The organism is Streptomyces orinoci, from assembly GCF_003121295.1.
Taxonomy (GTDB): Bacteria; Actinomycetota; Actinomycetes; order Streptomycetales; family Streptomycetaceae; genus Streptomyces; species Streptomyces orinoci.
On the sequence record NZ_PHNC01000035.1, the window covers coordinates 16,745 to 37,389 of the forward strand.

Sequence of the window (20,645 nt, forward strand, 5' to 3'; positions counted from 1 at the left end):
TCACCGTCCCCGCCAGCGGGGCGGCCGCCCGCCGGTGAAGGCGGCGTGGAACTCGGCGTAGTCGGCGCTGTTCATCAGCAGGGCCTGGGTGGCCGCGTCCAGTTCGATGGCCGCGCCCAGGGGCATATCGAGTTCGGCGGTGAGCAGGGCCTTGGTCTGGGCGTGGGCGAGCGCGGGGCCCTCGGCGAGCCGGCGGGCCAGTGCCAGGGCGGCGGCGGGCACCTCGCCCTCCTCCGTCAACTGGCTGATGAGGCCGATGCGTTCGGCCTCGGCGGCCCTTACGGTCTCGCCGAGCATCAGCAGCCGGGTGGCATGGCCCAGGCCGACCACCCGGGGCAGCAGATAGGCGGCCCCCATATCGCCGCCGGAGAGGCCGACCCGGGTGAAGAGGAAGGCGAAGCGGGTGGTGGGGTCGGCGATCCGGAAGTCGGCGGCCAGGGCCAGCACCGCGCCCGCCCCGGCCGCCACACCATGGACGGCGGCGATCACCGGGAAGGGGCATTCGCGCAGCGCCCGGACGACCTGTCCGGTCATCCGGTTGAAGTCCAGCAGCCGGCCGGTGTCCATGGCCAGGGTGGCGCCGATGATCTCGTCCACATCACCGCCGGAGCAGAAGCCGCGCCCCTCGCCGCCGAGCACCAGGGCACGTACCGAGCCGTCGCGGGCGAGTTCGGGCAGCAGGTCGCGCAGGTCGGCATAGGCGCCGAAGGTAAGAGCGTTGAGTTTTCCGGGGCGGGCCAGGGTGACGGTGGCCACCCCGGAGTCGAGGGTCAGGCGCAGGTGCCGCCATTCCTCGGTGGTGGACGCGGAGCCGGTGAACGGGCTCATGAGCATGGCCTCCTTCAGCCGGGCGAGGGCTGGTGCCTGCCCGGCGAAGTTATCACCGCATCGTGACCGCCGTCACGAGGGCGACATAGAAGCCAACTCGGCGGAGGGGGACGCCCGTTACGGCTCCGGGTCCGTGGGCTCAGCGGGAGAGGGTCGCCACCAGCAGGGCCTTGATGGTGTGCATCCGGTTCTCGGCCTCGTCCCAGACCACCGAGTGCAGCGATTCGAAGACCTCGTCGGTGACCTCCAGGGAGGTCAGGCCATGGCGTTCATGGACCTCCCGGGCCACCGAGGTGCCCAGGTCATGGAAGGCGGGCAGGCAGTGCAGGAACTTCACCGCCGGGTTGCCGGTGGCCCGCAGGACGTCCATGGTCACCGCGTATGGGGCCAGCAGGGCGATCCGGGCGTCCCAGACCTCCTTGGGCTCACCCATGGACACCCAGACATCGGTGGCCACGAAGTCGGCGCCCGCTACGCCCTGCTGGACATCGGCGGTGAGGGTGATCCGGGCGCCGCTCCACCGGGCCAGGCGCTGGGCCTGGGCCACCACCTCGGCGGCGGGCCAGAGTTCCTCGGGGGCCACGATGCGTACATCCATGCCCAGCAACGCCCCGGTGACCAGGTAGGAGTTGCCCATGTTGTAGCGGGCGTCGCCGAGGTAGGCGAGGCCGACATGCTCCAGGGGCTTGGCGGTGTGCTCGGTCATGGTGAGCACATCGGCCAGCATCTGGGTGGGGTGCCATTCATCGGTGAGGCCGTTGAAGACCGGGACCCCGGCATGGGCGGCCAGTTCCTCCACCACCGACTGGCCATGGCCGCGGTACTGGATGGCGTCAAACATCCGGCCGAGCACCCGGGCGGTGTCCTTGACCGACTCCTTGTGGCCCACCTGGGACCCGGCGGGGTCCAGATAGGTGGTGCGCGCGCCCTGGTCGGCGGCGGCGACCTCGAAGGCGCAGCGGGTGCGGGTGGAGGTCTTCTCGAAGACCAGGGCGATATTGCGGCCCTGGAGCCGGGGCTGCTCGGTGCCCGCCTGCTTGGCGGCCTTGAGCTCGGCCGCGAGCTCGATGAGGCCGTGGAACTCCTCGGCGGTCAGGTCCGTTTCCTTCAGCAGATGCCGGCCCTTGAGTCGGTCTGTGACCATGACGATGGACTCCCTGGTTTTATTCCTATGCAATAATTGGCAATATTATGCACTCCCGGGCACGGGGTCCCGCTCCACCGGACAGCTCATACAGCGCGGCCCTCCCCTGCCCCGGCCCAGTTCGCTGCCGGGGATGGTGATCACCTCGATGCCGTTCTTGCGCAGAAAGGTGTTGGTGGTGACGTTGCGCTCATAGGCGACCACCACTCCGGGCTCGATGGCCAGCACATTGCAGCCGTCGTCCCACTGCTCGCGTTCGGCGGCGTGGACATCCTGGCGGGCGGTGAGCACCCGGATGGAATCCAGCCCCAGGGCGGCCGCGATGGCGCGGTGCATATGCTCCGGCGGATGGTCGGTGACCTTCAACTCCCGTTCGCCGACGCCCGGTTCGATGGTGTAGGAGCGGAGCATGCCCAGTCCGGCGTACTGGGTGAAGGTGTCCCCGTCCACCATGGTCATCACCGTGTCCAGGTGCATAAAGGCCCGCCCCTTGGGCATGTCCAGGGCCACGATGGTGCGGGCCGAGCCGGCCGCGAACAGCCGGTGGGCCAGCATCTCCACCGCCTGCGGGGTGGTCCGTTCACTCATCCCGATCAGCACCGCGCCCTGCCCGATGACCAGGACGTCACCGCCCTCGATGGTGGAGGGATAGGCGGCCTGCCCCTCCGACCACACCCGGAAGTCACCGCCGGCGAACAGCGGATGATGCCGGTAGACCGCCTCATAATGCGCGGTCTCATGCCAACGGGCGGGCCAGCGCATGGCGTTGACGCACACCCCGTCATATATCCAGGCCGAGGTGTCCCTGGTGAACAGGTGGTTGGGCAGCGGATCGAGCAGGAAGTCGTCCAGGTCCATCACATGGAAGCGGACCGAGACCGGTTCCGGGTGCCGTTCCAGGAACTCCCGCTTGGTCATGCCCCCGATCAGCCAGTCGGCCAGTTCCCCGGCGGGCATGGCCTCGAAGGCCGCCCGGATATGGCCGGTGGCCAGCGGCCCGTACTCCCGCTCGTAGAAGATCCGCCCAAGCACCATCGAACGGGCTTCGGGAACCTCCAGGGTCTGCGCCAGCAGGTCCCGGAACAGATGCACCTCCACCCCGCGCTCGCGCAGCACATCGGCGAAGCCGTCGTGCTCGGCGCGGGCGCGGCGCACCCAGAGCACATCGTCGAAGAGAAGAGCGTCCTTGTTGGACGGCGTGAGCCGCTTCAGCTCCAGGTCGGGGCGGTGCAGGATGACTCGGCGCAGCCGCCCGGCCTCGGAATCGACATGGAATCCCATCCCCCCATCCTCACCCGGATCACCCGTGATCACCCCGTGTACGCGGGCCGAAGGCCAGCGCGGCCACCACGGCCAGGGCGGAGCCGGCGGCCGCGACCAGCCAGCCATGGCGCAGGGAGCCCAGGGCCGGGTGGTGGGCACCGCCGCCCAGGGCGACCAGAACCGCCACGCCGAGAGCGGTGCCGCCCTGCCGGGAGACCATCAGCACACCGGAGCCGCTGGACATCCGGTCCTCCGGCAGCCGCCCGGCGGCGGCGAACATCACCGACTGGTACAGCCCGGTGCCCACCCCGGCGCACACCAGGCCGGGCAGGAAGGCGGCCGGGTAGTGCGACCGGCCGCCCACGGCGCACAGCCACCACAGCGGGGCGGCCAGGAAGGCCAGCGCGCCCAGCAAGGCGGCGCCGCGCTCCCCCAGGGCCCGGACGATGCGGCCGGAGCAGACCGAGACCAGCAGCACCGTGCCGGGCCAGGGCGCCAGGGCCAGGCCCGCGTCCTGGATGGAGTAGTGCCAGACGCCGGTGAACAGCTGGGTCGCCGCCAGCGTCATGGCGCCATAGGCCAGAAAGTAGCTCAGCAGCCCCAGACCGGCGGCGGTGAAGCCACGGGTGGCGAACAGCGCGGGATCCACCACGGGGGCGGCGGCCCGCCGGACATGGGCCGCGCACAGCCCGGCCGCCAGCACTCCGGCGGCCGCCAGGCCCAGGGTGGCCGGAGAGCCATAGCCGAGGTCCTGGGCCTCGGCGAAGGCGGTGACCAGGCAGGCGATGGCGGCGAAGACCAGGACCGTCCCGGCCGGGTCGAGGGACCGGCGGGTCGCGGCTCCGCTCCTTCCGGGGGCGGTACGGGGCAGCAGCCGCACCCCCGCCACCAGGGCCGCCAGCACCACCGGCACATTGATCAGGAAGATCCAGCGCCAGTCATGGGCGGCCAGCAGACCGCCGAGCACCGGTCCGGAACCGGCCGCCAGCGCGCTCACCGCGGTCCACACCCCCACCGCCGTGGGCCGTTCCCGGTCCGGGAAGGCGGGCAGCGCCAGGGAGAGCGAGGTGGGCACCAGTACGGCCGCGCCCACGCCCTGCACCACCCGGGCGGCGATCAGGCCCGCCAGCCCCGGGGCGGCGGCACAGCCCGCCGAGGCCAGGCCGAAGAGGGCCAGGCCGAGCAGGAAGGAGCGGCGCCGCCCGGTCGCATCGGCCACCCGGCCCGCCGGGATCAGCAGCGCGGCCAGGATCACGGTATAGGCGTTGAGCACCCAGGACAGCTCGGCGGTGGGGGCCGAACGGTACTCCCGGCCGATCATCGGGAAGGCGATATTGACCGCGATGGCGTCCAGCACGGCCAGGAACTGGGCGGCGGAGGCCACGGCGAGGACCAGCCAGCGGCGCGGATCCGGGGCGGGGGCGGCGGCAGGCGCCGAGTCCCGCCCCGGCGGGGCGGCGAGGTCGGTGGAGATCGTCATGTCCACAGCATCGTGGTGGGCGTCCGGCGGCCACGAGTGGCAGTAATGACAATGCCCGGTACATTGCTGCCATGCCTTCGATAGCCGTGGCGGTCACCGATGGACTGCCCTTCTTCGAACTGGCCATCCCCTGCCATATCTTCGGGGACGACCGGATCGAGACCCCCGAAGACTGGTACGAGTTGAAGCTCTGCGCGGTGGGCACCGAGCGGGACGGCCTGGCGGGGTCGATGCACTGGTTCAGCGCCCGGACCCCTTATGGGGCCGAGGAGTTGGTGACCGCCGACACGGTGCTGGTGCCGGGCGCCGCGGATGTGCACGGCGACCCGCCGGGGGAACTCACCGAGGCCCTGCGCACCGCGCACCGGCGCGGGGCGCGGCTGGTCTCGCTGTGCTCCGGTGCCTTCACCCTGGCCGCCACCGGGCTGCTGGACGGACGTGCCGCCACCACCCACTGGCGCTATGCGCCGCTGCTCGCCGAACGGTATCCGGCGGTACGGGTGGAGCCCTCGGTGCTCTATGTGGACCACGGCGATGTGGTGACCGGAGCCGGGTCCACCGCGAGCATCGACGTCTGTCTGCACCTGGTGCGCGAGGACTTCGGGATGGAGACGGCCAACGCGGTGGCCCGGCAGCTGGTGGCCCCCGCCCACCGGCCGGGCGGCCAGGCGCAGTTCATCGAGGCACCGCTGCCGGGGCGGGTGGACGATCCGCTGGCGCGGCTGCTGGAGTGGGCCGCGGGCCGGCTCCACGAACCGCTGACGGTCGCGGACCTGGCCCGGCGGGCGCGGATGAGCCCGCGCACCCTGGCCCGGCGGTTCCAGGCGGCGACCGGCACCACCCCGATGCAGTGGCTTCAGGTCCAGCGGGTGGCGCGGGCAAGGGAGTTGCTGGAGAACAGCGATGAATCGGTGGACCGGGTGGCGGAGTTGTGCGGCCTGGGCACGGCGGCGAACTTCCGCCGGCGGTTCGCGGGCGTGGTGGGGGTCGCCCCCAGCGAGTACCGGCGGGCTTTCCGCCGGAGGGCGAGCTGAGCACCCGCCCGCCCGTTACGCGACAAGTGCAACGGGCGGGCGGGTGGGCGGAATACGCGCCGCAGGCGCATGCACCGGCACCGGCCTAGAGCCGGGGGTCCACCGGCTCCGACTCCAGCGCCAGCACCGCGAACACCGCTTCATGGACGCGCCACAACGGCTCCCCCGCCGCCAGCCGGTCCAGCGCCTCCAGCCCCAGCGCGTACTCCCGCAGCGCCAGTGACCGCTTGTGCCCCAGGTGCCGTACCCGCAGCCGGGCCAGATTCTCCGGACGGGTGTACTCGGGACCGTAGATGATCCGCAGGTACTCCCGGCCCCGGCACTTCACACCCGGCTGCACCAGCCGCCCGTCCGCCTTGCGCACCAGCCCCGCCAGCGGCTTGACGACCATGCCCTCCCCGCCTTCGGCGGTGAGGTCCAGCCACCACCGGATGCCCTCGGCCACCGAGGTCTCGTCCTCGGTGTCCACGACCAGCCGGCGGGTGGGGGTGAGCAGCCGCCCCTGCGGCCCCTGGGCCGCGATCATCCGGTCGATCAGGGCGAGTTGGCGGTCATGCGGCAACGCGGCCAGGCTGCGCCCCTCGGCGGCCAGGATCTGGAAGGGCGCCAGCCGGATGCCCTCCAGGCCCCCGTCACCGGCACCGGCACCATCGCCCTCGCCCTCGCCGCCGACCGGCCAGCAGTACCGACCGTACGCCTCGGTGAACGCCCGGGCGTCCGCGGCCCGTTCCCGCTGGCGGCCGAGCAGCTCGGCGACGTCCACTCCGCGTGCCGACGCCGACTCCAGCGCGTCCAGCGCGGCGGGGAAGACCGTCCGGGCGGCGGCGCCCACCGCCGCGTACTGGCTGCGCAGCAGTCCGGTCGCCTTGAGCGACCAGGGCATCAACTCGCCGTCCAGCAGCAGCCAGTCCGTCTCCAGCTCCTCCCACAGCCCGGCCGCGTCCACGCACCCGCGCACCCGGTCCAGGAGGCGGCCGGTGAGGGCCGGGTCGTCCAGGAAGGGCCGTCCGGTGCGGGTGTGGACCGCGCCGGCCACACCCTCGGGGGTGTGGAAGCGCTCTCGGGCCACCTCCTGGTCGCGGCAGACCAGGACCACCGCCCGGGAACCCATGTGCTTCTCCTGGCAGATGACCTGCCGCACGCCCTCCTCCCGGTAGGCGGCGAAGGCCTCCCGGGGGTGTTCCAGATAGCCCTCCTCACCGGCGGTGGCCACCGGGGCCATGGTGGGCGGCAGATAGAGGACCTGCCGCGGGTCCAGGGCGAAGCGGCTCATCACCTCGAGTGCCGCCGCGGCGTTCTCCTCGCGCACCGCCAGCCGTCCCATATGCCGGGTCTCCACCACCCGTCGGCCCGAGACATCGGCCAGGTCCAGCGGGCGCCCATCGGCGCCGCCGGGGGCGTCGGCGGCCAGCGGCCGCACCGGCTCGTACCAGACCTGCTCGGCCGGTACATCCACCAGTTCGCGCTCCGGCCAGCGCAGCGCGGTCAGCCGGCCGCCGAACACGGCGCCGGTGTCCAGGCAGATGGTGTTGTTGAGCCAGCCGGCCCGGGGGATGGGAGTGTGGCCGTAGACCACCGCGGCGCGGCCCCGGTACTCCTCAGCCCATGGGTAGCGCACCGGCAGGCCGAACTCATCGGTCTCACCGGTGGTGTCGCCATAGAGCGCGTGTGAGCGCACCCGGCCGGAGGTGCGGCCGTGGTACTTCTCCGGCAGACCGGCATGGCAGACCACCAGGCCGCCGCCGTCCAGCACATAGTGGCTGACCAGTCCGTCGATGAACGAGCGGACCCGCTCCCGGAACTCGGGCTCCTCACGCTCCAGCTGCTCGATGGTCTCGGCCAGGCCATGGGTGTGCTGCACCTTGCGCCCGCCGAGGTAACGGCCCAGCTTGTTCTCGTGGTTGCCGGGGACGCACAGCGCGTGCCCGGCGGCCACCATGCCCATCACCAGGCGCAGCACCCCGGGGCTGTCCGGCCCGCGGTCCACCAGGTCGCCGACGAAGACGGCGGTACGGCCCTCGGGGTGCGCGGCGTCCACGGGGCGGCCGGAGCCGTCCCAGGTGAGGGTGTAACCCAGCCTGTCCAGCAGGGTCTCCAGCTCCGAGCGGCAGCCATGGATGTCACCGATGATGTCGAAGGGGCCGGTGAGGTGGCGCAGGTCGTTGAACCGGCGCTCCCGCACCAGTTCGGCCGCCTCGGCCTGGGCCACCCCGCGCAGATGGTGCACCTTGCGGAAGCCCTCACGCGCCAAGTGCCGCAGCGAGCGGCGCAGTTCGCGCTGGTGGCGCTGGATGACCCGGCGCGGCAGCGCGGCCCGGTCGGGGCGGGAGGCGTTGCGCTGGGCGCAGACCTCCTCGGGGATGTCCAGCACAATGGCGACCGGCAGCACATGGTGTTCCCGGGCCAGGGCGATCAGCTGCTTGCGCGCCTCGGACTGGACATTGGTGGCGTCCACCACGGTGAGCCGGCCGGCGGCCAGCCGCTTGCCGACGATGTAGTGCAGAAGGTCGAAGGCGTCGGTGCTGGCGCTCTGGTCGTTGGGGTCATCGCTGACCAGGCCACGGCAGAAGTCGCTGGAGACGGTCTCGGTGGGTTTGAAGTGCCGTGCGGCGAAGGTGGACTTGCCGGATCCGGTGGATCCGATCAGAACCACCAGACAGAGGTCGGGTATGCCCAGGGTGTGGCGCTCGGGGGCCGTGCTGGGGGCCGTGCTGGTGGTGCTCATGCGGCGTCGGCCTCCTTGCCGGTGCTGGTGCGCTGCTGGGTGAAGACGGCCATCTGGGTGGGCGGACCCACCTCGGGGTCCTCGGGGCCGACCGGGGTGAACTCCACGGCGTAGCCATGGCGTTGGGCCACCTCGCCGGCCCAGTCGCGGAACTCCTGACGGGTCCACTCGAAGCGGTGGTCGCTGTGGCGGACATGCCCGGCGGGCAGCGACTCCCAGCGGACGTTGTACTCCACATTGGGCGTGGTGACGATGACCGTCCGGGGGCGGGCGGCGCCGAACACCGCATACTCCAGGGCGGGCAGCCGGGGCAGGTCCAGATGCTCGATGACCTCACTGAGCACGGCCGCGTCATACCCGGCCAGGCGGCGGTCGGTATAGGCCAGCGAACCCTGGAGCAGGCGGACCCGGGCCGCCTGCCGCTCTCCCATCCGCTCCGGACGCAGCCTGCGGGCGGCCTCCTTGAGGGCGCGCACCGAGACATCCACTCCGACGATCTCGGTGAAGCGGACGTCCTTGAGCAGTTCGCCCACCAACTGGCCCTGTCCGCAGCCCAGATCGAGCACCCGGGCGGCGCCGGAGGCGCGCAGGGCGGCCAGGATGGCCTCCCGCCGGCGTACGGCCAGCGGCAGCGGCTTGTCCTCGGTGTCGGCCCGCTCGTCCACGGCGTTGTCGAGCTCCCCGGCCTCGGTGTCATCGGCCTCGGCCAGCCGGGCCAGCGCCAGCCGCTCCAGGGCGTCCCTGGTCAGTGACCAGCGGCGGGTGAGGAACCGGTTGGTGATCAGGCGGTGTTCGGGGTGGTTCTCCAGCCAGCCCTCGCCATGGCGCAGCAGCTTGTCCACCTCATCGGCGGCCACCCAGTAGTGCTTGGCGTCATCCAGCACCGGCAGCAGTACATACAGCTGCCGCAGGGCCTCGGCCAGGGTGGACTCGCCCTCCAGTGTCAGGGAGACGTAGCGGGAGTCGCCCCACTGCGGGAAGTTCTCGTCCAGCACCACCGGCTGGGCGGTCACCTTCCAGCCCAGCGGGGCGAACAGCCGCTCCACCAGCGCCGGGCCGCCCCGGGCGGGCAGCGCGGGCACCACTATCCGCAAGGGCAGGAGGCGGGCGGGGAGTTCGGGGCGGGCCTGGCACTGGCCCTTGAGGGCACTGGAGAACACCCCGGCCAGCGCCACGGCCAGCAGCGACGAGGCCGCATAGGGACGGTCGTTGACATACTGGGCGAGCGCCGAGTCGGGCGCTCCCCCGCGCCCCTTGCCCTTGCCGCGCCGTACCAGCGCCACCGGATCCACCTCCAGCAGCAGGGCCGCCGTGCACCGCTCCTCGGTGGCCTCGGGGTAGAACACATGGGCAGTGCCCTGCGCGGTGGAGAACCGCTGCGCCCGCTCGGGGTGTTTATGCAGCAGAAAGCCGAGGTCGGTCGCGGGGCGGCCGGAATCACCGGTGGTGGAAATCGTCAAGAACACCCGCCCGATTATGGGCGCTTCTTTACTCACCCAGCTAATCGTTTTCCAGCAGCACCGCCAACTCCCTGATCAGTTCCGGCCCCACCCGGCAGCAGCCGCCGACCAGCCGGGCCCCCGCCTCCCGCCAGGCGCCCACCCGCGCCGGGTCGAAGGTGACCCCGCCGCGCCAGTCCCGGGCCCGGGCGTCCCAGCCCTCCCCGCTGTTGGGGTAGACCACCACCGGCTTTCCGGTGACCCTTGCCGCGATCTCCACGGCCCGGTCCACATCGCGTGGCTCACAGCAGTTGACGCCCACCGCGATCACCTGCTCGTTCCCGGCGGCCGGGGCGAAGGCCTCGGCCAGCGGCTGCCCCGCCCTGGTGTACTCACCGGCGCAGCTGTAGCTCAGCCACACCGGCACCCCGCAGCCCCGGACCGCGCGCAGCAGCGCCCGGCCCTCCACGGCATCCGGCACCGTCTCCAGCGCCAGCACATCCGGCCCGGCCCCGGCCAGCACCTCCACCCTGGGCCGGTGAAAGCGTTCCAACTCCTCCTCGTCCAGCCCGTATTGCCCGCGGTATTCGCTGCCATCGGCGAGCATGGCGCCATAGGGCCCGACCGAGGCGGCCACCCACGCCTCCCCGGCGGTCCGTCCGGCCGCCCGGCGCGCCAGCTCCACACTGCGGCGCAGCAGCGCCGCGGCCTCCTCACGATCCACCCCACGCCGGGCGAACCCCTCGAAGGTGGCCTGATAACTGGCGGTGATCAACACCTGGGCGCCGGCCCGCAGATAGGCGGTATGGGCCCGTTCGATCTGGCCGGGATCGTCCGCGAGCAGCCGTGCCGACCACAGCTCATCGGAGAGATCGCAGCCCTGAGCGGCCAGTTGGTTGGACAGCCCGCCATCAAGCACCAGCGTTCGCTGTGCGAGTGCCTGGGCGAGTGAGGTGGTGGATCCGGCCATCGGTCCTTCCTCTTCTTCCGGCTGCCACCGGGTGTGGCTCCCAACCGGATTGGGACTTTGTATGCGGGCCGTTCAGAGTGTCACTGCCAGTTCCATGGCGGGACGTCGCCGGATGGTCCATGCGCCCATCCTGCACGCTCGAACACCCGTCAACCAGGCAACTTGGGCCCTGCCCGGCTCCGCCTCTGCCGGGTGAATTCCCCGGCCCGCTCCGGCCGGCCCGCTATCGGCCAGTATCCGGCGCGCCGGGAGATCGTTGGCCCCGGCGGAGCCGGACCGCCCGGCCCGCGCACCGGTGCCCCTTGCCGGAGCCGTTGATCGCTTTGCTGCTCTCCCACACCGGGAGGGCCAGGGCCGAGGAGGCCACCATGACCCAGGAAGCCGTGCCCGACGAGGCGTTGCCCAGCCAGGCCGCTGCCCCGCGCCAGGGTGCGCCCAAGGGCCTGTTGCAGCAGATGGAGGAGTTGATGGCAGAGCTGAACGCCAATCTGTCGCAGCTCGACGCGGACCTTCAGTCGTCCGCCCAGCCGTTCGCCGAGCCGTCCGACGCCCCGTCCGCCCAGCCGTCCACACAGCCGTCCGACGAGGCATCCGCCCAGACCCCCGCCCAGCGGCCGTTGCCGGACCAGCGGGATGCCCAAACCGATGCCGCCTCCGACGCCGCCACTGACACCGCCGGCGACTCCGAGGCCGGCGGCGCCACCGGCTGAGCCCGGCGGCCTCACGCCGCACCTCCCCGTTCTCGTAAGGCGATCCGTCTGAGCAGCCCGCTGACCCGGTCGCTGGTCTCATCGGCGGCGTCGATTGCCTCGATGCACTGCCAGTACAGCGCGTCCTCCTCGCAGGAACAGGCCACTCCCACCAGGGCGATCCCCACCTCGCCCAGCAACACTCCGAGGTCGGTCAGCGCCTCCCAGGGCTCGCGCACCGTGGACAGCTGAGCCGCCCGTAAGCCTCCGGCGCCCGCCGCGATCTGGCGCAGTGCGCCGGAGGCCCTGCCCCCGGCCTCGCTCAGCCCCCGGGCGGCCGAGCGCACCTCATAGGCGCCGTGCACGGCGAGATGTCCGCCGACCGCCTGCGCCAGTGCCTGTGTCTGCCATGCCTCGGCCACGATCTCCGGCACTCCCCCGGCCCGCGCCAGGGCGAGCCGGGTGGCTTCGATCAACCGCACCGCGTCCATGCCCACGCCCCCATGTTTTCCGTCCGCCCGCTGCCACTACCCAGAGTGATGACTAACCGCCGGAAAAGCCAGGGGAATTCAGAAATCTGTGGATACCAAATCCGCTGTGGACAACTCAATCACTCCGGAGAGTGACGAAGTTGGGGGTTATGGCCCTCCGCGGCCCCTTCGCCGGGTACCGGAAACCGCCGCTCATTGCGGTCGATCTTGGCGGCCAGCGCCGCCGGTGCATCGATCCCCAACGCCTCGCAGAACTGCAGCAGATAGGCCAGGACATCGGCGACCTCGTCCCGTACCCGCGCCGCCGTGGCCTCCTCGGCCATCACCCGGGCCGACTCCTCGGGCGTCAACCACTGGAAGATCTCCAGCAGTTCGGCGGCTTCGACGCTCAGCGCCATGGCCAGATTTTTGGGGGTGTGGTAGGGCTGCCAGGAGCGGGCCGCGGCGAAATCGGCCAGCCGGCGCCGCAAGGTGCCCAGGTCATCGGAGGGTTGGGGGTGCTGATGATGTTCGCTCACCCTCACAGGTCTACCACCGCCGCACCCGGCACTCCTGCCACCGACCGCGCCGCCTCCCCGCCCACCGTGCCCACCAGTCTGATGTGCCCCCGCTCGCACATCCGCGCCGCCAGGGCCAGCAGTTCCCTGGACTGCCCGTCGTCCAGGCACCGGTCCAGGCCGTCCGCCAGCACGGTCAGCGCCTGCCGGGCAGGCAGTACCTCGGCCGCCTGGTCCACCGCCAGCACCTCCGGCCCGGTCAACAGGACCAGGCACAGCGCCAGATAGCGCAGCTCGCCATCGCCCAGCCGGTCCAGGGGCGTGGGGGCGCCGGCGCCGCGCGCCAGTACCGCCCGTACCCGGCCACCGTCCAGCGCCTGCACCGTCAGGCCCTGGACCGGGCCCCGGCAGCCCGCCGCGGCCGCGGTGACCAGGGCCGCGTGCCGGGTGGCGCACTCCTGGCGGGTGCGGCCGAGGACCGCGGCAACGTTGTCACAGACGCCGCGCAGCCGGGTGTCCCGGGCCTCGGCCGGGGCGCGCATCAGCTCCGGCTCCGGATCGCAGGCGAAGACCGACCGCAACGCGATCAGCATCTGCTCGGCCGCCTCCAGCACCAGCCGCTGTCCGGCCGTCTTGCCGGCCACCCGCAGCGGCAGCAGCGCCGTGCCCAGCCGGTCGTCGGGCAGCGGCGCCCGGGTGACCGGCACCGCGCCGGCGGTGTGCCAGGCGGCCTCCACCCTGGGCAGGCCCGGGTCGCGCAGCGCGGTGCTGAGCAGAGTGCGCCCGGCGCCGGTCAGCCGCTCCCCCACCACCCGCAGTTCGGGCTCCGCCTGGACGGCCAGATCCAGGCGCACCGGCCCGGCGGGGCCCGTCACCGTGCAGCCGATCCGGAATCCCCGGCGGCCCTGGGCGTCCGGCCGGGCCTGCTGGGGCACACAGGCGGCGGGGCCGCCCGTCACCGGGGCCAGCGCGGTGTGCAGCGGCTCGCCGCCGGCCAGCCGGGCGAGGACCTGGTATGCCTGCAGGGCATTGGACTTGCCGCTGCCGCTGGCCCCGCGGAACAGCGTCAGCGGGGCCAGCGGATAGACCGCGTTACGGTGCGATTTGAAGGCGGACAGCCGCAGTTCGGTGACGGCGGGCCGGTGGGGCGGGGCGATGACGGCCATCGGGGCACGGCTTGCGTCCATGCCCGGACGGTAGGCGGCCGTCCGTCAGCCAAACCGTTTCACCGGCTCGTTCTTCCTACGATCGGGGTAAGCCGCCGCCACCTGGGTTCCTTCGGGCGCAAGCAGGAAGACATTGGTGTCCACCCGGTGCATGCCGCTGCCCAGCCCGAAGACGACCCCGCTGGAGAAGTCCAGGACGCGCCTGGCGACATCGGCGTCGGCGCTGGTGAGGTCGAGCAGCACCGGCGTGCCCGCGATCAGGTGCTCCGCCACTTCACGGGCGTCGGCGAAGAACTGCACCCGGAGCACGACGAGTTTGCGCTGCCGCGCGGCCGTCTCCGGTTCACCCTCGGGCAGCGCCCGATGGTTGGCCCAGGACGGCCAGGTGTGGTAACCGCGCAAGGGAACCACCTCGGCCAGTCCCTCCCACTGCTCGTCGGTGGCCTCGGACCTGTTCACCGGATCACCCCTCCGGGGAACGTGCTGGATATGTACATCCCGCGATTTTAGGGAACCGGGTGCCCCCATTCGGCCGAATGACACGCGCGGTGCCCGATTCGTCCGGACGGTCTGCCTCTCCATGGGCCGTTGGCCGTCGTCGCACGGGCCCCTGGCGCCTATCGCAGCCCCAGCAGCCGCAGCCCCGCCGTGGTGGCGGCCGCCGCCAGGACCGCGACCAGGAAGGAGGCGCGGCGCAGCGCGAGGGCGGCACCGACCAGGACACCCGCCGGGCGGGACCAGCCGGCGAAGCCATGTCCGGTGGTGAGCGCGGAGGTTGCCGCCATGGTGCACAGCAGGACGACTCCGGAACGGGCGAGCAGCACGCGGGTGCGGGCGGAGAGGGTGAGGCGGCTGTGCAGCAGCGGGCCGCACAGGCGCAGTCCGTAGGTGCCCAGGGCGAGCAGCAGGATGGCCGGGAGGGTCATGCGTCGTCCGCCGTCCTCGGCGCGGGGGCCGCATCGGTGCTGCGGACGGTGGGCGGATCGGCTCTGGTGTCGGCAACCGGCTCCGTGCCGGCGTCGGCAACCGGCTCCGTGCTGGTGTGACGGGCGGCCACCAGGCCCAACAGGCCCAGTAGGACGGGCAGTCCGGCTGGCAGGAAGGGCGCCGTGGCCAGGGCGAGGGCGGCGCCGGCCAGGGCGCAGCGGCGGGCGGGGGCCTCGCGCAGCGCGGGCAGGACCAGGGCCAGGAAGACCATGGGCTCGGCCGCATCCAGGCCCAGGGCCCGGGGGTCGCCGATGGCGCGTCCGGCCAGTACGCCCAGCAGGGTGCCGAGGTTCCAGGTGAGGTAGAGCAGGACTCCGCAGCCGAGGTAGGCGGCCCGGCGACGGAGCGGATCGCGTTCGGCCTGGGTGAACGCGGCCGCCTGGTCCACCAGCAGGTGGCTGCCCAACAGGCGGGCGCGCCAGCCGGTTTGGAGGACATCGGCGATCGAGAGGCCGAAGACCAGGAGACGGGCGTTGAGAATGAGCCCGGCGAGCACGGCCGCGGCGGCGGTCCCGCCGCCGGCCGCGATGCCCAGCGCGGTGAACTGGGCGCCGCCCGCGAAGACGGTGGCGGACATCGTCAGCGGTATCCAGGGGGACTGTCCGGCGGCGACGGCGATGGCACCGAAAGAGGCGCCCACCACACCTATGGCGAGGCCCACCGCGCCTATGTCGCGCCGGAGTTGGCGATCGAGCGTATTCCAGAGCGAACGCATGGCCGTTATGGTGAACGGACAACCGATGTTCGTCAAGGAGAACAAGTGGAAGGACACAGCGAACGGAACGCCTCGGCCGCCCGTCCCCCGCTGGACCTGATAGCGGCCCGGATCCGCGCCGAACGCCTGCGCGCCGGGCTGTCGTTGAGCGAATTGGCCAAGCGGGCCGGGCTGGCGAAGTCCACGCTCTCCCAGCTGGAATCCGGCACCGGCAATCCCAGCGTGGAGACGCTCTGGGCGCTGGGGGTCGCCCTGGACGTGCCGTTCAGCAGGCTGGTCGATCCACCACGGCCGCGGGTGACGGTGCTGCGGTCCGGGGAGGGGGTGACGGTGCCGTCCGAGCGTCCGGGGCACACCGCGACCCTGCTGAGCTCCTGTCCGCCGCACGCCCGGCGGGATCTGTATCTGCTGCGCCTGGAACCGGGGGCGGTCCGGGAATCCGAGCCGCATATGGCCGGAGCGCTGGAGCACGCGGTGGTGGCCGCCGGACGGGCACTGCTGGGCCCGGCCGGGGAACCGGTGGAGCTGGGTCCGGGCGACTACATCTGCTACCCCGGGGACGCGCGGCATGTCTTCCGGGCACTGGCGGCGGGGACGGTGGTGTTCCTGACCATGGAGCACGTCTGAGGAGGTGGGTTTGGCGGGCACGTTTTGATGGGGCACGTATTGGCTGGGTACGCCCGCCGGAGCCCATCTGGCGCGGCAGACGGATCTGATGCGGCAGGCAGGTCTGACGCGGCATGTCCGACGGAGCCAGTCCGACGGCACACGCCTGGCGCACGCCCGATTCCGTCCGAAGGCGGGCCCGGTCCCGTCCGACGGGGGCCGTCCGAAGGCGCAGACCCGATCCCGTCCGACGGAGCCCTTCGGATGGCGCATGCCCGATCCCGTCCGAAGGCGCAGGCCCAACGCCGTCCGACGGGGGCCCGTCCGATGGCGCACGCCCGATCGCGTCCAACGGCACATGGCCCATGACGCACGCCCGGGCCCTGGGTGGCCCGCCACTGTGAGCCGGGCCACCCCAGGCGGCCGTACTCGCCCCGCGCCGGTCGGCGAGAATGGCAAGGTCCCGAGCGCGGCAGTCCGGCCCGCTCGCCACCCGGCAGGAGACCAGCCACCTTGTCCCAGCGCCAAGCCACCGGCACCGACGACAGCCGTCCCGACCTTCGGGCCGACTGCGGAAACTGCTTTGGGCTGTGCTGTGTGGCGCTGCCCTTCGCGGCCTCGGCGGACTTCGCGGTGAACAAGGACGCGGGCACGCCCTGCGCCAATCTGAAGGCCGACTTCAGCTGCGGCATCCACGCCCGGCTGCGGCAGAGCGGCTTCTCCGGGTGCACCGTCTTCGACTGCTTCGGAGCCGGCCAGAAGGTCTCCCAGCTCACCTTCGGCGGCCGGGACTGGCGCCGGGAGCCGGGCGGCGCCCGGCAGATGTTCGAGGTCTTCCCGGTGATGCGGCAGCTGCACGAGCTGCTGTGGTACGTATCCGAGGCGCTCACCCTGCCCGCCGCGCGCCCGGTCCACACCGAGCTGCGCCGGGCCCGTACCGAGATCGACGGCCTCACCCGGGGCAGTGCCGACTCGCTGACCGGGCTGGACGTACCGGCCCTGCGGGCCCGGGTGAACACCCTGCTGCTGCGCACCAGCGAACTGGTCCGGGAGAAGGTCCCCGGCCGCAAGAAGGACCACCGCGGCGCCGACTTGATGGGCGCCCGGCTGACCGGGGCCAAGCTGCGGGGCGCCAGTCTGCGCGGGGCGTATCTGATCGCGGCCGACCTCCGCAAGGCCGATCTGCGCGAGGCGGATGTGATCGGCGCCGACTTCCGCGATGCCGACCTCAGCGGCGCCGATCTGACCGGCGCCATCTTCCTCACCCAGGCCCAGCTCAACGCGGCCCGCGGCGATGGCACCACCCGGCTGCCGGCCGGTCTGGAGCGGCCGGCGCACTGGTGACGCGCGGCGGCAGCGGGCTCACGGTCCGGCGGGGTCTCGGTGTGCGCTTCCCCGGCCGTGAAGTGCACTACGCCCCTTGAGTCCACCCCCGGCACCGGACGGCGCAACCGTGCCCGGGCCCAGGGCGGGCGCGATCCGGCCGTGGGTGTGCAGGCCGAGGCAGGTGAGCACATCCACGCCGTCACCGGTCGTGTGCATCAGCTGCCGCGCTCCGGGCGTGCGGTCCCACCAGATCTCATGGCCGTCAGCGGTGATGACGGGGAAACAGTCCTCCATGACCTGCCGCGCCCATGGCCAACTGGCGTCGACAGTGCGCCTTCGGCCGATGGTCGGCACTGCCGCCTCGGCGCCCTCCGAGGTGAGGGTCGCCAAGCTGGGTACCACTGGCAAGCGGCGGCCGGACGAGGTGCACCCGCAGTGAACGAGCAACCGGAGCCTCAGGGCTGAATCCGGGCGGCGGATCAGACCGTGGCAGGTTGCCGTTCCAGCCGACCGCTTACCAGCTCGCTCAGCTTGTGCCGGGTCTCGGAATCCGTCGAGTACACGATGGTGCCGACCATGCCCCGCGTCAGCAGCACCTTGTACGTGTTCCGGATCAGGCGGTCCACCTCGGCGTCCGAGGTGGATTTCTTGAATACCGGGTCCTTGGACTTCGTGCGGTCCGTGACCCAACGGTCGCCACGCCAGACCAGGTCGGGGCCAATGATGACGCCCGACCAGTCGTACTCGAAGCCCTGGGCGGTGTAAACGCAACCGACCTGCCCGAATCCAGCCGGGTCGGTCGCCCACAACGCGGCCGGGGGCGCCCCCGAGATGGAACGGTCGCCACGCAGGTTCCAGGGCCGGGCCCAGTCACCGATGACCACATCGGGCGGCAAAGGGGCGCCCGGCTTTGGCTCCGGGGACCAACGCCAGCAGTAGCCGGCGGACATGCGGGCGCCGTATCCCTGGGCCCGGCGGGACTCAAGGAGCGTCTCCATCTCCTGCGGGCTGTCGGCGACCAGCAGCTGCATCCGGCCGTCGGGTTCCCATGTGACCGGCCCACCCTGCTCCAGACCGAGAAGCCGGACCACCCAGCGCAGGTAGGCGTCACTGCCACCGCAGCGGAACTGGCTGTCCAGCGGGACGACATGGCACCGGATACCCCGCTTCGCCGCTGCCGCCTTGATCTCCGCCACGGTGCCCATCTCGCCCGGTCGCACCACCTGATGCTCGTCGAGGAAGAAGACCGGCACATAGGCGACGTCAATGAGTTCGTCGATCTGTGCCCTGCCCGTCCGTTGCTCGGCACGGGTGTACCGGTTGGCCGAGGTCTCCCGAATGCGGTGCGCCTCATCGCAGATAAGGGCGCCCAGACTGTTCTTCTCGGCCGTCATAAAGCTGTTGAAGTACTTGAACAGGTCCTGGACTTCCCGCTTACGGGCTCCGGCGACCTTCCTCATGGTCTTTGTGAACGACTGTGAACCGGTGGCGTGCAGCGCCGGAACTCCGCGCCGGTACAGGTCGCCGAGCAGTTGAAGTGCGATCACGCTCTTGCCGGTGCCGGGGCCGCCCGTGACGATGACGACTTCCTTGTGGTCCGCGTGCTTCGCCTTTTCCACCGCATTGAGCACCATGCGGTAAGCGACCTGTTGTTCGTCAAGGAGAACGAACTGCTTGCGTTCACGCACCTCTTCGGCGGCCACGGACATCAACTGCTTCGACGGCACGGTGGCGCCCGCGCACAGTTGATCCGCCTCGCGGGCCCCTGGATGCTTGTCGCTCAGCCTTGTGCGGAGATGGTCGAGGAAGGCGCCGCGGCGTTCCGCGGTGAAGAGCAGTCCATGGCCGTCACCTTCGATCTCACGCAGCCCGGACACACCGAACTCGGTGGCATTGTGCAGGAACGCCACTCCGCTGACCCGGTTGCCGTGATCGGCGACCGCCCCGTTGAAGTTGACCAGATACTCGCAGTAACGGCGCACCTGTTCAATGGGATTGAGAACGGGGTGCGTATAAGCGCCGACATGGCACAAGGACGGGTCGTCCTCGTGCGGCAGCGCCTGGCTCCACTGTTTCAGCTCGACGACGACGTACGACGGCTCCCCCGTAACCGGATGCACCCCGGCCAGCACAGCATCGGCGCGCTTGCTGTTGAGCGGAAGTGCGTATTCCAGCATGACCTCCACATCACCCAGACCGGCCTCGTTGAGCGCGGCGGCCAGCACGGGGATGCTCCGCTCCCAGGAACGCACTTCCGAGGTGCCGGGCCGGTAGCCGTGCATATGGACGAATTGATCGGCAAGGTGCAGGAACAGCGAACCGTCGAGCGTCATGACGGCGACCGTCTTCGCGGACGCGCGGAACAGCACGGGCTTCCCCCAGGCAGCACGAAGTGACTCGTGCGGGTGGGGGCGTGTCCTTCGAGACTCCACCGGTGTGGAGCGGAAGCCCGTCGGGCCGCATTGACGATGCGTCCGAGAATATCTGGCGCGACTGACAGTCATGCCAGTGGCCTCAGAGGCGAGAGGGATCACGCGACTCCGGCCCGGTCGCCACCGGTGCGCCCAAGGGCGCGGTTATGCTCGCGGTTCCAGGGCCTGGGGAGAAGGGGGCAGAGGACTTGAGATTCCGCCTCATCGGCATGCTCATGGGGACGGTCGGGCTGCTCTCGCTCCTGGGGGGCACCGCCATCGCCGGCCCGGCCGATGCCCCGGATGGTGCCGGGCGCTCATGCGGCGGCCTCCGGCTCACCGGCACGCTGCCGGTGCCCGCGCCCGGCGCCGTCGTACAGCAGCAGGTGACGATCGGCCCTGGCTGCGTTCCCCGGACGGGCCCCGTGCGGTACACACCGGCTGCCCGTACGGGCCCTGCCGCGCCCACGGTGGTCCGCCAACTGCACACCCGGAACGAGATCTTCGACTGCTGTGGCGTCCGGCTGACCGGCCTCTACACCACCTCGACCTGGACCACGGACCACGGCCGCGTCACCTCGCTGACCACCGAGGCGACCCAGGGGTGGCACCGTGAACCGTGGGACGCCGGCTGGTCGCTCCGGTCGTCATCGAAATCCGACGACTGCACCGCCGACTGCGCCGTGGCCAACTCCCGCGCCACCGCCGCCTTCACCTACCGGGGCATCTTCGATCTGACGGGTACCTGGTACGCCAACACCCACCGCTCGACCGTGCGGTTCACTGCGGACTCGGCGCCGGCCTGCACCTTCGATGTGGAAGTGCGCCACGCGTTCATCGGGTGGAACTGGCAACGGAGTTGCGAGTGAGGCTG

At 71.6% G+C, this 20,645-nt stretch carries 19 protein-coding genes; 5 read left to right on the forward strand and 14 right to left on the reverse strand.

The window, feature by feature from the left end:
* From CV755_RS31395 to CV755_RS31410, 4 genes are all read right to left on the reverse strand, one after another.
* Positions 1-828, reverse strand: a complete 828-nt coding sequence (locus tag CV755_RS31395) for an enoyl-CoA hydratase family protein (RefSeq protein ID WP_109284307.1) — start codon at positions 826-828, stop codon at positions 1-3.
* A 139-nt stretch (positions 829-967) separates the two neighbouring features.
* A complete protein-coding gene (argF, locus tag CV755_RS31400) occupies positions 968-1,972 on the reverse strand; it encodes an ornithine carbamoyltransferase (protein ID WP_109283977.1) in 1,005 nt (334 codons plus the stop codon).
* 45 nt (positions 1,973-2,017) lie between these two features.
* On the reverse strand, positions 2,018-3,253 hold the full coding sequence (locus tag CV755_RS31405) for an arginine deiminase (protein ID WP_109283980.1): 1,236 nt from the start codon (positions 3,251-3,253) through the stop codon (positions 2,018-2,020).
* Positions 3,254-3,272: 19 nt separating this feature from the next.
* Positions 3,273-4,715, reverse strand: coding sequence for an MFS transporter (locus tag CV755_RS31410; protein WP_109283983.1), 1,443 nt, complete (start codon positions 4,713-4,715; stop codon positions 3,273-3,275).
* Positions 4,716-4,786: 71 nt separating this feature from the next.
* Here CV755_RS31410 and CV755_RS31415 point away from each other — a divergent pair, with 71 nt between their 5' ends.
* Complete coding sequence (locus CV755_RS31415; RefSeq protein WP_109283986.1) at positions 4,787-5,749, forward strand: helix-turn-helix domain-containing protein; 963 nt, start codon at positions 4,787-4,789, stop codon at positions 5,747-5,749.
* An 85-nt stretch (positions 5,750-5,834) separates the two neighbouring features.
* Here the strand turns inward: CV755_RS31415 and CV755_RS31420 are convergent, their stop codons facing one another.
* Genes CV755_RS31420 through mmuM form a run of 3 tightly spaced genes read right to left on the reverse strand, consistent with a single transcriptional unit; the run spans position 5,835 to position 10,883 of the window.
* Positions 5,835-8,474, reverse strand: a complete 2,640-nt coding sequence (locus CV755_RS31420) for a polynucleotide kinase-phosphatase (RefSeq protein WP_109283988.1) — start codon at positions 8,472-8,474, stop codon at positions 5,835-5,837.
* Positions 8,471-9,940: a 3' terminal RNA ribose 2'-O-methyltransferase Hen1 gene (locus CV755_RS31425; RefSeq protein ID WP_109283990.1), complete on the reverse strand. Its 1,470-nt coding sequence runs from the start codon at positions 9,938-9,940 to the stop codon at positions 8,471-8,473. The genes CV755_RS31420 and CV755_RS31425 overlap by 4 nt, the downstream gene beginning before the upstream one ends.
* A gap of 34 nt (positions 9,941-9,974) precedes the next feature.
* Positions 9,975-10,883, reverse strand: a complete 909-nt coding sequence (gene mmuM, locus CV755_RS31430) for a homocysteine S-methyltransferase (RefSeq protein ID WP_109283993.1) — start codon at positions 10,881-10,883, stop codon at positions 9,975-9,977.
* Between the two features lie 368 nt (positions 10,884-11,251).
* On the opposite strand from mmuM, the gene CV755_RS35000 reads away from it, so the two are divergent.
* A complete protein-coding gene (locus tag CV755_RS35000) occupies positions 11,252-11,593 on the forward strand; it encodes a hypothetical protein (RefSeq protein WP_153068780.1) in 342 nt (113 codons plus the stop codon).
* 11 nt (positions 11,594-11,604) lie between these two features.
* Here CV755_RS35000 and CV755_RS31440 read toward each other — a convergent pair whose 3' ends face one another.
* The 6 genes from CV755_RS31440 to CV755_RS31465 all read right to left on the reverse strand — a co-directional run bounded on the left by CV755_RS31440 (position 11,605) and on the right by CV755_RS31465 (position 15,428).
* The gene (locus tag CV755_RS31440) at positions 11,605-12,063 is read right to left on the reverse strand and encodes a DUF6099 family protein (protein WP_109284309.1); all 459 of its coding nucleotides are present in this window, start codon (positions 12,061-12,063) and stop codon (positions 11,605-11,607) included.
* 119 nt (positions 12,064-12,182) lie between these two features.
* The gene (locus tag CV755_RS31445; protein ID WP_109283998.1) at positions 12,183-12,581 is read right to left on the reverse strand and encodes a nucleotide pyrophosphohydrolase; all 399 of its coding nucleotides are present in this window, start codon (positions 12,579-12,581) and stop codon (positions 12,183-12,185) included.
* Between the two features lie 2 nt (positions 12,582-12,583).
* Positions 12,584-13,747 (reverse strand): AAA family ATPase, encoded by a 1,164-nt coding sequence (locus CV755_RS31450; RefSeq protein ID WP_241561517.1) that lies wholly within the window; start codon positions 13,745-13,747, stop codon positions 12,584-12,586.
* 24 nt (positions 13,748-13,771) lie between these two features.
* Positions 13,772-14,185 (reverse strand): cell division protein SepF, encoded by a 414-nt coding sequence (locus CV755_RS31455; protein ID WP_241561518.1) that lies wholly within the window; start codon positions 14,183-14,185, stop codon positions 13,772-13,774.
* A gap of 158 nt (positions 14,186-14,343) precedes the next feature.
* Entirely contained in the window at positions 14,344-14,652 is a 309-nt protein-coding gene (locus CV755_RS31460; protein ID WP_109284005.1) for an AzlD domain-containing protein, read from the reverse strand.
* A complete protein-coding gene (locus tag CV755_RS31465; RefSeq protein ID WP_109284007.1) occupies positions 14,649-15,428 on the reverse strand; it encodes an AzlC family ABC transporter permease in 780 nt (259 codons plus the stop codon). The genes CV755_RS31460 and CV755_RS31465 overlap by 4 nt, the downstream gene beginning before the upstream one ends.
* Positions 15,429-15,473: 45 nt before the next feature.
* On the opposite strand from CV755_RS31465, the gene CV755_RS31470 reads away from it, so the two are divergent.
* Together CV755_RS31470 and CV755_RS31475 are read left to right on the forward strand one after the other, a co-directional pair.
* On the forward strand, positions 15,474-16,055 hold the full coding sequence (locus tag CV755_RS31470) for a helix-turn-helix domain-containing protein (RefSeq protein ID WP_241561519.1): 582 nt from the start codon (positions 15,474-15,476) through the stop codon (positions 16,053-16,055).
* Between the two features lie 492 nt (positions 16,056-16,547).
* Positions 16,548-17,378: a pentapeptide repeat-containing protein gene (locus tag CV755_RS31475; protein ID WP_109284009.1), complete on the forward strand. Its 831-nt coding sequence runs from the start codon at positions 16,548-16,550 to the stop codon at positions 17,376-17,378.
* 461 nt (positions 17,379-17,839) lie between these two features.
* Here the strand turns inward: CV755_RS31475 and CV755_RS31485 are convergent, their stop codons facing one another.
* Positions 17,840-19,729, reverse strand: a complete 1,890-nt coding sequence (locus CV755_RS31485; RefSeq protein WP_109284012.1) for a DUF2075 domain-containing protein — start codon at positions 19,727-19,729, stop codon at positions 17,840-17,842.
* 251 nt (positions 19,730-19,980) lie between these two features.
* On the opposite strand from CV755_RS31485, the gene CV755_RS31490 reads away from it, so the two are divergent.
* On the forward strand, positions 19,981-20,640 hold the full coding sequence (locus CV755_RS31490) for a hypothetical protein (RefSeq protein ID WP_241561520.1): 660 nt from the start codon (positions 19,981-19,983) through the stop codon (positions 20,638-20,640).
* The last annotated feature ends 5 nt before the right edge of the window (positions 20,641-20,645 follow it).

Excerpts from the sequence above, each read along its gene's own strand:
- CV755_RS31415 (WP_109283986.1), top strand. The coding sequence starts at position 4,787 with ATGCCTTCGATAGCCGTGGCGGTCACCGATGGACTGCCCTTCTTCGAA.
- CV755_RS31420 (WP_109283988.1), bottom strand. The coding sequence starts at position 8,474 with ATGAGCACCACCAGCACGGCCCCCAGCACGGCCCCCGAGCGCCACACC.
- CV755_RS35000 (WP_153068780.1), top strand. The coding sequence starts at position 11,252 with ATGACCCAGGAAGCCGTGCCCGACGAGGCGTTGCCCAGCCAGGCCGCT.
- CV755_RS31460 (WP_109284005.1), bottom strand. The coding sequence starts at position 14,652 with ATGACCCTCCCGGCCATCCTGCTGCTCGCCCTGGGCACCTACGGACTG.
- CV755_RS31440 (WP_109284309.1), bottom strand. The coding sequence starts at position 12,063 with ATGGACGCGGTGCGGTTGATCGAAGCCACCCGGCTCGCCCTGGCGCGG.
- CV755_RS31405 (WP_109283980.1), bottom strand. The coding sequence starts at position 3,253 with ATGGGATTCCATGTCGATTCCGAGGCCGGGCGGCTGCGCCGAGTCATC.
- mmuM (WP_109283993.1), bottom strand. The coding sequence starts at position 10,883 with ATGGCCGGATCCACCACCTCACTCGCCCAGGCACTCGCACAGCGAACG.
- argF (WP_109283977.1), bottom strand. The coding sequence starts at position 1,972 with ATGGTCACAGACCGACTCAAGGGCCGGCATCTGCTGAAGGAAACGGAC.
- CV755_RS31450 (WP_241561517.1), bottom strand. The coding sequence starts at position 13,747 with ATGGACGCAAGCCGTGCCCCGATGGCCGTCATCGCCCCGCCCCACCGG.
- CV755_RS31410 (WP_109283983.1), bottom strand. The coding sequence starts at position 4,715 with ATGACGATCTCCACCGACCTCGCCGCCCCGCCGGGGCGGGACTCGGCG.
- CV755_RS31465 (WP_109284007.1), bottom strand. The coding sequence starts at position 15,428 with ATGCGTTCGCTCTGGAATACGCTCGATCGCCAACTCCGGCGCGACATA.
- CV755_RS31395 (WP_109284307.1), bottom strand. The coding sequence starts at position 828 with ATGAGCCCGTTCACCGGCTCCGCGTCCACCACCGAGGAATGGCGGCAC.